This is a genomic window from Streptomyces sp. NPDC058955 (assembly GCF_042741435.1).
GTDB lineage: Bacteria > Actinomycetota > Actinomycetes > Streptomycetales > Streptomycetaceae > Streptomyces.
In genome coordinates this window covers 29,416-36,285 of sequence record NZ_JBHYKM010000030.1, presented here as the reverse complement: position 1 = coordinate 36,285, position 6,870 = coordinate 29,416, and the positions used below count along the sequence as shown (strand labels likewise).

Here is a 6,870-nt window from a genome sequence, read left to right as displayed (position 1 = left end):
CCGCGGTGCGTTGCCCCGCCGCGGCCGCCCCGCCGGGCTATCGTCACGAGGATGAACGAGCCCCGCGCCGCGGAGGAGCCCGTGGCCTGCGCACGCTGCGGCAGGACCGCCGACACCCTCCCGATCACCTGGACCTGCTCCGTCGAGAACGGCCGCCGCCAGTACTTCTGCGAGGAGTGCGCCCGCGCCAACATCCGGGCCATCGAGGGCCGCCTCGACTCCTCCTGGTGGTGAGCCCGGCGAGCCCGCCGCTCAGGCCGCCGGGTCGAAACCGGGCAGCCAGGCGGACAGCTCGTCCCGCAGCCGGACCGTCGCGTTCAGCTGGCAGAGCACCCCGATCGTCGACAGCGTCACCCGGTGGATCAGCAGATACGACGGCGGCAGGTTCAGCTGCCGCCCCAGCTGGTGCGCGGGGGAGCGGGGATCGGCGATCCGGGCCGCCTGCGTCCGCATCCAGCCCCGGGTGAAGACGAAGGACTCCGCCTCCGCCGGCTCGATGATCGGCAGCAGGTACTCCATGACCTCCTCCGGATCGAGCGCCACCGACTCCTTGACGAAGCCCTCCTCCCGCAGCAGCGCGTACACCGGCTCCGCCTCACCGGCCAGGGTCATCCGCAGACAGGTCCCGATCATCTCCGGAAGCCCGCCCGGCAGCCGGTCCACCGTGCCGAAGTCCAGCACCCCCAGCCGCCACCCGGAAGGATCGTCCGCCCCGTCCCCGCCGTCCGCCGGCAGCAGCCGGAAGTTCCCCGGATGCGGGTCGGCGTGCAGCAGCCCGGTCCTCGCCGGACCCGAGAACAGGAACCGGGCCAGCAGCTGACCGGCCCGGTCCCGCTGCTCCTGGCTGCCCTCCGCGATCACCTCCGCGAGCGGGACGCCGTCCATCCACTCGGTCACCAGGACCTGATCCGCCTGGTGCACCACCTCCGGGACCACCACGTCCGGATCGTCCGCGAAGACCTCGGCGTGCTCGCGTTGGGCCCGCGCCTCCAGGGCGTAGTCCAGCTCCTCCGTCACCCGCTCGCGCAACTCCGCGATCAGCGGCTTCACCTCGATCCCCGGCATCAACGGCCCGAGCAGCCGGGCGAACCGGCTCAGCTGCGCCAGGTCCGACAGCAGCGCCTCCCCGGCACCCGGGTACTGCACCTTCACCGCGACCTCGCGCCCGTCGTGCCACACCGCCCGGTGCACCTGCCCGATCGACGCGGCCGCCGCCGGCTTGTCCTCGAACTCCAGGAACAACTCCCGCCATTCCGCCCCGAGCCGCTCCTCCAGGACCCCGTGCACCGTCCGCACCGGCATCGGCGGCGCGGCCTCCTGAAGCTTCGTCAGCGCCGCCCGGTAGGGCCCCGCGATCTCCTCCGGCAGCGCCGACTCGAAGACCGACAGCGCCTGGCCGAACTTCATGGCCCCGCCCTTGAGCTCGCCGAGCACCTTGAACAGCTGCTCCGCCGTGCGCTCCTGGAGCTCCCGGGCGACGAACTCGGCGGACTTGCCCCCGATCCGCTTGCCCAGGCCCCAGGTCGCGCGGCCCGCGAAGCCCAGCGGCAACGCGGCCAACTTGGCGGTCCGGGTGACCGCCTTCCGGGGAAGATCAGACATGCGCCCCTCCAATTCCCAGACTGCCGTGCCGCGCAGGGCTGCGCCCCGCCATTGTGGACCGCGTCTCCCCGGCTGGTGAGACGGCCACCCCCACCCTGCCCCGCGCGGCCCCGCAGGGACAGGCCGGGTGCGGCACCAGTCGCTCGGACCGCCACCCCAGCGTCGGTGCCGCCGCCTCCCAGCGGACCCCCGTGCTGGCCGGCAGCTCGCCGTCCAGGAAGGCCAGCGCGTGCCCCGCGGCGAGCCCCGCCACCGCCGTCGCCAGCGCCACGTCACAGGCCGGCAGCGGATGCGGCGCCCCCGAGCGCCACTGCGCGAGCAGCCGCGGCCACGCCGGGTCCCGGTCCGTCGCCTCCTCCTGGAGACACCGGGCGCAGGCCGTCCCGCCCGGCAGCACCAGCGGCCCCACCACCCCCGTCGCCTCCAGCACCCCCGCGTACAGATGCGGCACCCCGGCCGCCATCCACGGCTCCGCCGCCACCGGATCCGGCACCAGCACCCCCAGTCCGTCCCGGGGCGTCACCACCACCAGTGACACCGGCACCCCGCCGTCCCCGTCGTCCGGCCCCGCCCCCGTCCGCCGGCCCGCCCGCCGCGCGGCCACCGGACCGCGCGCCCAGCGCGCCACCAGCCGCCGCGCCGCCGCCACCCGCCGCTCGCCGACCGCCTCCGCCGGCAGCCCGCCCGGCGCCGTCTCCCACGGCTCCACCCGCCCGCCGTCCACCACCTCCACCCCGCCGACCCCCGCCGCCGAGAGCAGCGCCGCCACCATCGCGCCCACCCGGCCGGCGCCCCGCACCCGCACCCGCCGCTCCCGCCGGGCCGCCAGCGTCCGCAGCGCCCGGTCCGGCTCCGGGCACACCACGGACAGCGCGGCCAGATCCGCCCGCAGCGGATCCAGCGCCGTGTCCACCGCCCCCGCCGCGGGACCCGACCGCCCCGGCCGCCCCGCCCCGGCCTCCACGAGCAGCCCCGCCGAGGCGAGCCGCCCCAGCAGGGCGTCCAGCCGCCCCTCCGGCAGCCCCAGCTCCGCCGCCTCCCGCCGCAGCAGCGCCGTCCCGCGCGTCCCGTCCATCAGCCCCAGGAGCCGGCCCGTCGCCGCGTCCACCCGGTCCAGCACCACCGCGTGCGCCGGCGTCACCCCGTACTGCGCGCACGTCAGACTCCGCCACGCCCGGCGCAGCGCCGGCTTCACCATCGGATGCATCCCGCCCCCGCCTTCCTCCGCGTTCTCTCCCGGACCCAGGCTGCCCGCCGGCGCGGAACGGTGCGGAAAGTTGTCCACAGGCCCGACCGAAAGTCGTACGGCCCGAATGTCGGACAGGTCATACGAAGGGGATTCCGTTGCGCCGCCCGGGTACCGTCGAGGGCGTGCCAGTCGAGATCCGCAGGAGCGCCCGCCGCACCCGTTCCGTCTCCGCCTACCGCGAGGGGGACAACACGATCGTCCTCATCCCGGCCCGGATGTCGGAGGCCGAGGAGCGCCGCTGGGTCGGGGTGATGCTGGAGAAGCTCGCCGCGAAGGAGAAGGACAAGGAGCGCCGCGCCACCCGCGGCGACGCCGAGCTGGCCGAGCGGGCCGGCCGCCTCTCCGACCGGTACCTCGACGGCCGGGCCAGGCCCGATTCGGTGCGCTGGGTCACCAACCAGAACAGCCGCTGGGGCTCCTGCACCCCCGCCGAGGGCTCCATCCGGCTCTCCCACCGCCTCCAGCCGATGCCCGAGTACGTCGTCGACTACGTCCTCCTGCACGAGCTGGCCCACCTCCTGGTCCCGGGCCACGGACCGAGCTTCTGGCGGCTCCTGGAGGCGTACCCGCGGACCGAGCGCGCTCGCGGCTACCTCGAAGGAGTGGCAGCCGCCGCCCACTTCCCGCACCCCCCGGACGGGGATCCCACGGCCTGAGGCCGTGTTTCCCGATTCCGTACCGGAACCGACCCGCCCTGTCTCAATGTCGCTCGCAGCGGTTAGCCTGACGCGAGTCATTCGCCATCGGGATGGGGGACGGTCGTTACGCATGGCCAGGGAATTCCAACGCGGCCACAAGGCCAAGATCAGTGATCTGACCGCGGGCACCGATCTGTACGTGGGCGTGCAGATCGCGGCGCCCGGGCTCACCTTCGACATCAGCTGCTTCGGACTCGACGCCGACGAGCGTCTGTCGGACGACCGGTACTTCGTCTTCTTCAACCAGCCGAAGTCGCCCGAGGAGTCCATCCAGCTGCTCGGGGCGCAGTCCGGGGACACCGAGTCCTTCCGCGTCACGCTCGACCGGATCCCCCCGCAGATCCACAAGCTGTCCTTCACCGCCACCATCGACGGCAACGGCCAGATGTCGCAGGTCGGCCCCGGCTGGATCCGGATCGTCGCCGGCGGCGAGGAGGTCGCCCGCTACGCCTTCACCGGCGCCGAGTTCTCCACCGAGCGCGCGGTCATGCTCGGCGACTTCTACCTGAAGGACGTGTGGCGGTTCGCCGCCGTCGGCCAGGGCTTCGACGGCGGCCTGGAGGCGCTGCTGCGGAACTTCGGCGGAGAGGTCCTGGAGGAGGAGCAGCCCGCGGCCCAGCCGCCCGCCGCCCCCCAGCAGGCCGCGCCGGCCTTCGGCGCCCCCGCCCCGGCCGCGGCGCCGCCGGCGTTCGGTGCCCCCGCCGCCCCGGCCCCCGCGCCGCAGCCCGGCTACGGCCCGCAGGCGCCGACCCCGCCGCCCGCCCCGCAGCCGGTGCACACCCAGCCCACCATGGTCGCGCCGCTCGCCCCCGCGCCGGTGCCGCCACCGCCCCCCGCGCCGGCCGCCCCCGGACCGTACGGGCAGCCCCCGCAGGCCCCCTACGGGCAGATCCCGGGCCAGACCCCGCCGCCGGCCGCCCCCTACGGGCAGCAGCCGCAGGCCCCGTACGGCCAGCAGCCCGGCTACGGTCAGCCCGCCCCCTACGGGCAGCAGCCCGGCATGCCCCCGGGCATGCCGCCGCAGGGCGTTCCGCAGGGTGTCCCGCAGGGCGTGCCCGCCACCGGCGCCGGCCTCGCCGCCGCGCTCGCCCCCTACAAGGAGACCGCCACCGGCGCCCGCTGGACCCCGCAGAACCAGCAGCTCATGCGGGTGGACCTGGCCATGGGCGGCACCCCCGTCCTCGCCCGCCAGGGCTCCATGGTCATGTACCAGGGCAAGGTCGACTTCTCCTACAAGGGCGCCGGCTTCGCCGGCCGGATCGTGGGCAACGCCACCGGCCAGGAGATGCAGCTCATGCGCTGCACCGGCCGCGGCCAGGTCTTCCTCGCCGAGAACGGCGCCCACCTCCACCCGATCGAGCTCCAGGGCGACGCCATCTGCGTCTCCGCGGAGAACGTGCTCGCCTTCGACGAGTCGCTCCAGTACGAGGTCCGCCGCATCGAGGGCCACGGCATCCCCGGGGGCGCGCTGTTCACCATGCAGTTCCAGGGCACCGGCACCGTGATCGTCAAGACCCACGGCGTCCCCGTGGTCCTGCCCGTCACCCCGACCACCTTCGCCGACTGCAACGCGGTCGTCGCCTGGTCCGCCGCCTCGCAGGTCATCCTCTCCAGCCAGGTCCGGCTCCGGCGCAACGCCTACCCCGGCCACAGCGGGGAGACCGTGAACCTCCAGTTCCGGGGCGCCCCCGGCAACTTCATCGTCGTCCAGCCGTACGAGGTCTGAGGGAGCCCGACACCATGAACCAGCAGCTCGCGGGCTATGCCCCGACCCCCATCGCGGCCCGCATGGAGAACCACGGCCGCACCATGCTCAAGGTCGCCATGGCCACCGGCCAGGACCTGTACGCCCGGGCCGGCTCGATGGTCGCCTACGAGGGCTTCATCAGCTACGAGCCCAACCCGCCGGCCGTCCGCCAGGTCGCCAAGGAGTGGGCCACCGGCGAAGGCGCGCCGATCATGAAGTGCACCGGCGACGGCCTGCTCTACCTCGCCGACTACGGCGCCGACGTCGTCGTGATCAACCTCCAGAACGACTCGATCTCCGTCAACGGCACCAACCTCCTCGCCTTCGACGCCCACCTCCAGTGGGGCGTCGAGCGGGTCAAGGGCCTCGCGAAGTTCGCCGGCCAGGGCCTGTTCAACGTGGAGATCGCCGGCACCGGCTGGGTCGCGCTCACCTCGCGCGGCACCCCGATCGTCGTCGACTGCGGCCGCGGCGAGGACGAGACCTACGTCGACCCCGACGCGCTCGTCGCCTGGTCGCCGGCGCTCAAGGTCAAGGGCAAGCGCAGCTTCAAGGCGTCCTCCCTCATCGGGCGGGGCAGCGGCGAGGCATTCCAGATGGCCTTCTCGGGCCAGGGCATCGTCGTCGTACAGCCCAGCGAGGACAGCAGCGACCGCCTGCGGGTCCGGGGCTGAGGGGGAGCGAGAACACATCATGCAGAGCCCGCTTTTCAACCACGCCGAGCAGCAGAGCCAGGAGCGGTACGTCATCCAGAACCCGCAGCTGCTGCGGGTCAGCCTCACCGGCCACGACGACGTCCTCGCCCGCAAGGGCGCCATGGTCGCCTACCAGGGGCTCGTCGACTTCGACGGCGAGTACCAGAGCTCCAGCCAGCGGCAGGCCCGCGCCCGCACCGGCGAGGGCCTCGACCTGATGCGCTGCTCCGGCCAGGGCACGGTCTACTTCGCCAACCTCGCCCAGTACATCCACGTCGTCGAGGTCGAGCAGGAGGGCCTCACCGTCGACAGCTCCTACGTGCTCGCGCTGGACACCAGCCTCCACACCGAGGTCATCGCCGTCGACAGCCAGTACGGGGTCTCCGGCACCGGCAAGTACCAGCTGAACATCACCGGCCGCGGCAAGGTCGCCCTGATGACCTCCGGCCAGCCGCTGATGCTCCAGGTGACCCCGGAGAAGTACGTCAGTGCCGACGCGGACGCGATCGTCGCCTGGTCCACCTCGCTGCGGGTCCAGATGCAGGCCCAGACGCACAACAGCAGCGTCCGCAGCCGCCGCGGCAACACCGGCGAGGGCTGGGAGCTCAGCTTCCTCGGCCAGGGCTTCGCCCTCGTCCAGCCCAGCGAGGTCATGCCCCCGCAGAACGCCGCCATCGGACAGGGCGTCGCCGCCCAGTTCGGCGTCGGCCAGCAGGGCGCCCACGGCCAGAACCAGAACAACGCCTGGAACTGACCGCACCGCGACACGGCGAAGGGCCCCCGGGGGGGGCCGGGGGGGCCCCGCCGCGGGGCGCCCCCCCACCCCGGGGCCGCGCGGGCCCCCCCCCGGGGGATGATAAAAAAACTAGCGGGCGCCGC

7 protein-coding genes are annotated in these 6,870 nt (G+C 74.0%); 5 read left to right on the top strand and 2 right to left on the bottom strand.

The window, feature by feature from the left end; translation table 11 throughout:
• The first annotated feature begins 51 nt into the window (after nucleotides 1–51).
• Nucleotides 52–234 (top strand): hypothetical protein, encoded by a 183-nt coding sequence (locus tag ACFW1I_RS14700; RefSeq protein WP_384669776.1) that lies wholly within the window; start codon nucleotides 52–54, stop codon nucleotides 232–234.
• Between the two features lie 18 nt (nucleotides 235–252).
• Here ACFW1I_RS14700 and ACFW1I_RS14695 read toward each other — a convergent pair whose 3' ends face one another.
• Nucleotides 253–1,602 carry an ABC1 kinase family protein gene (locus ACFW1I_RS14695; RefSeq protein WP_384669774.1) on the bottom strand — a complete coding sequence of 450 codons (1,350 nt, stop codon included), beginning with the start codon at nucleotides 1,600–1,602 and terminating at the stop codon, nucleotides 253–255.
• On the bottom strand, nucleotides 1,595–2,809 hold the full coding sequence (locus tag ACFW1I_RS14690) for a TOMM precursor leader peptide-binding protein (protein ID WP_384669772.1): 1,215 nt from the start codon (nucleotides 2,807–2,809) through the stop codon (nucleotides 1,595–1,597). Before ACFW1I_RS14690 ends, ACFW1I_RS14695 begins: the two co-directional genes overlap by 8 nt.
• 131 nt (nucleotides 2,810–2,940) lie before the next feature.
• Between ACFW1I_RS14690 and ACFW1I_RS14685 the strand changes: the two genes are divergently transcribed.
• From ACFW1I_RS14685 to ACFW1I_RS14670, 4 genes are all read left to right on the top strand, one after another.
• The gene (locus ACFW1I_RS14685) at nucleotides 2,941–3,507 is read left to right on the top strand and encodes a M48 family metallopeptidase (RefSeq protein WP_384669823.1); all 567 of its coding nucleotides are present in this window, start codon (nucleotides 2,941–2,943) and stop codon (nucleotides 3,505–3,507) included.
• 112 nt (nucleotides 3,508–3,619) lie between these two features.
• The gene (locus tag ACFW1I_RS14680; protein ID WP_384669770.1) at nucleotides 3,620–5,275 is read left to right on the top strand and encodes a TerD family protein; all 1,656 of its coding nucleotides are present in this window, start codon (nucleotides 3,620–3,622) and stop codon (nucleotides 5,273–5,275) included.
• A 14-nt stretch (nucleotides 5,276–5,289) separates the two neighbouring features.
• Entirely contained in the window at nucleotides 5,290–5,970 is a 681-nt protein-coding gene (locus ACFW1I_RS14675; protein WP_384669768.1) for an AIM24 family protein, read from the top strand.
• 19 nt (nucleotides 5,971–5,989) lie between these two features.
• Nucleotides 5,990–6,745 (top strand): AIM24 family protein, encoded by a 756-nt coding sequence (locus ACFW1I_RS14670; protein ID WP_384669766.1) that lies wholly within the window; start codon nucleotides 5,990–5,992, stop codon nucleotides 6,743–6,745.
• Nucleotides 6,746–6,870: the final 125 nt, after the last annotated feature.

Excerpts from the sequence above, each read along its gene's own strand:
- ACFW1I_RS14700 (WP_384669776.1), top strand. The coding sequence starts at position 52 with ATGAACGAGCCCCGCGCCGCGGAGGAGCCCGTGGCCTGCGCACGCTGC.
- ACFW1I_RS14695 (WP_384669774.1), bottom strand. The coding sequence starts at position 1,602 with ATGTCTGATCTTCCCCGGAAGGCGGTCACCCGGACCGCCAAGTTGGCC.
- ACFW1I_RS14690 (WP_384669772.1), bottom strand. The coding sequence starts at position 2,809 with ATGCATCCGATGGTGAAGCCGGCGCTGCGCCGGGCGTGGCGGAGTCTG.
- ACFW1I_RS14680 (WP_384669770.1), top strand. The coding sequence starts at position 3,620 with ATGGCCAGGGAATTCCAACGCGGCCACAAGGCCAAGATCAGTGATCTG.
- ACFW1I_RS14675 (WP_384669768.1), top strand. The coding sequence starts at position 5,290 with ATGAACCAGCAGCTCGCGGGCTATGCCCCGACCCCCATCGCGGCCCGC.
- ACFW1I_RS14670 (WP_384669766.1), top strand. The coding sequence starts at position 5,990 with ATGCAGAGCCCGCTTTTCAACCACGCCGAGCAGCAGAGCCAGGAGCGG.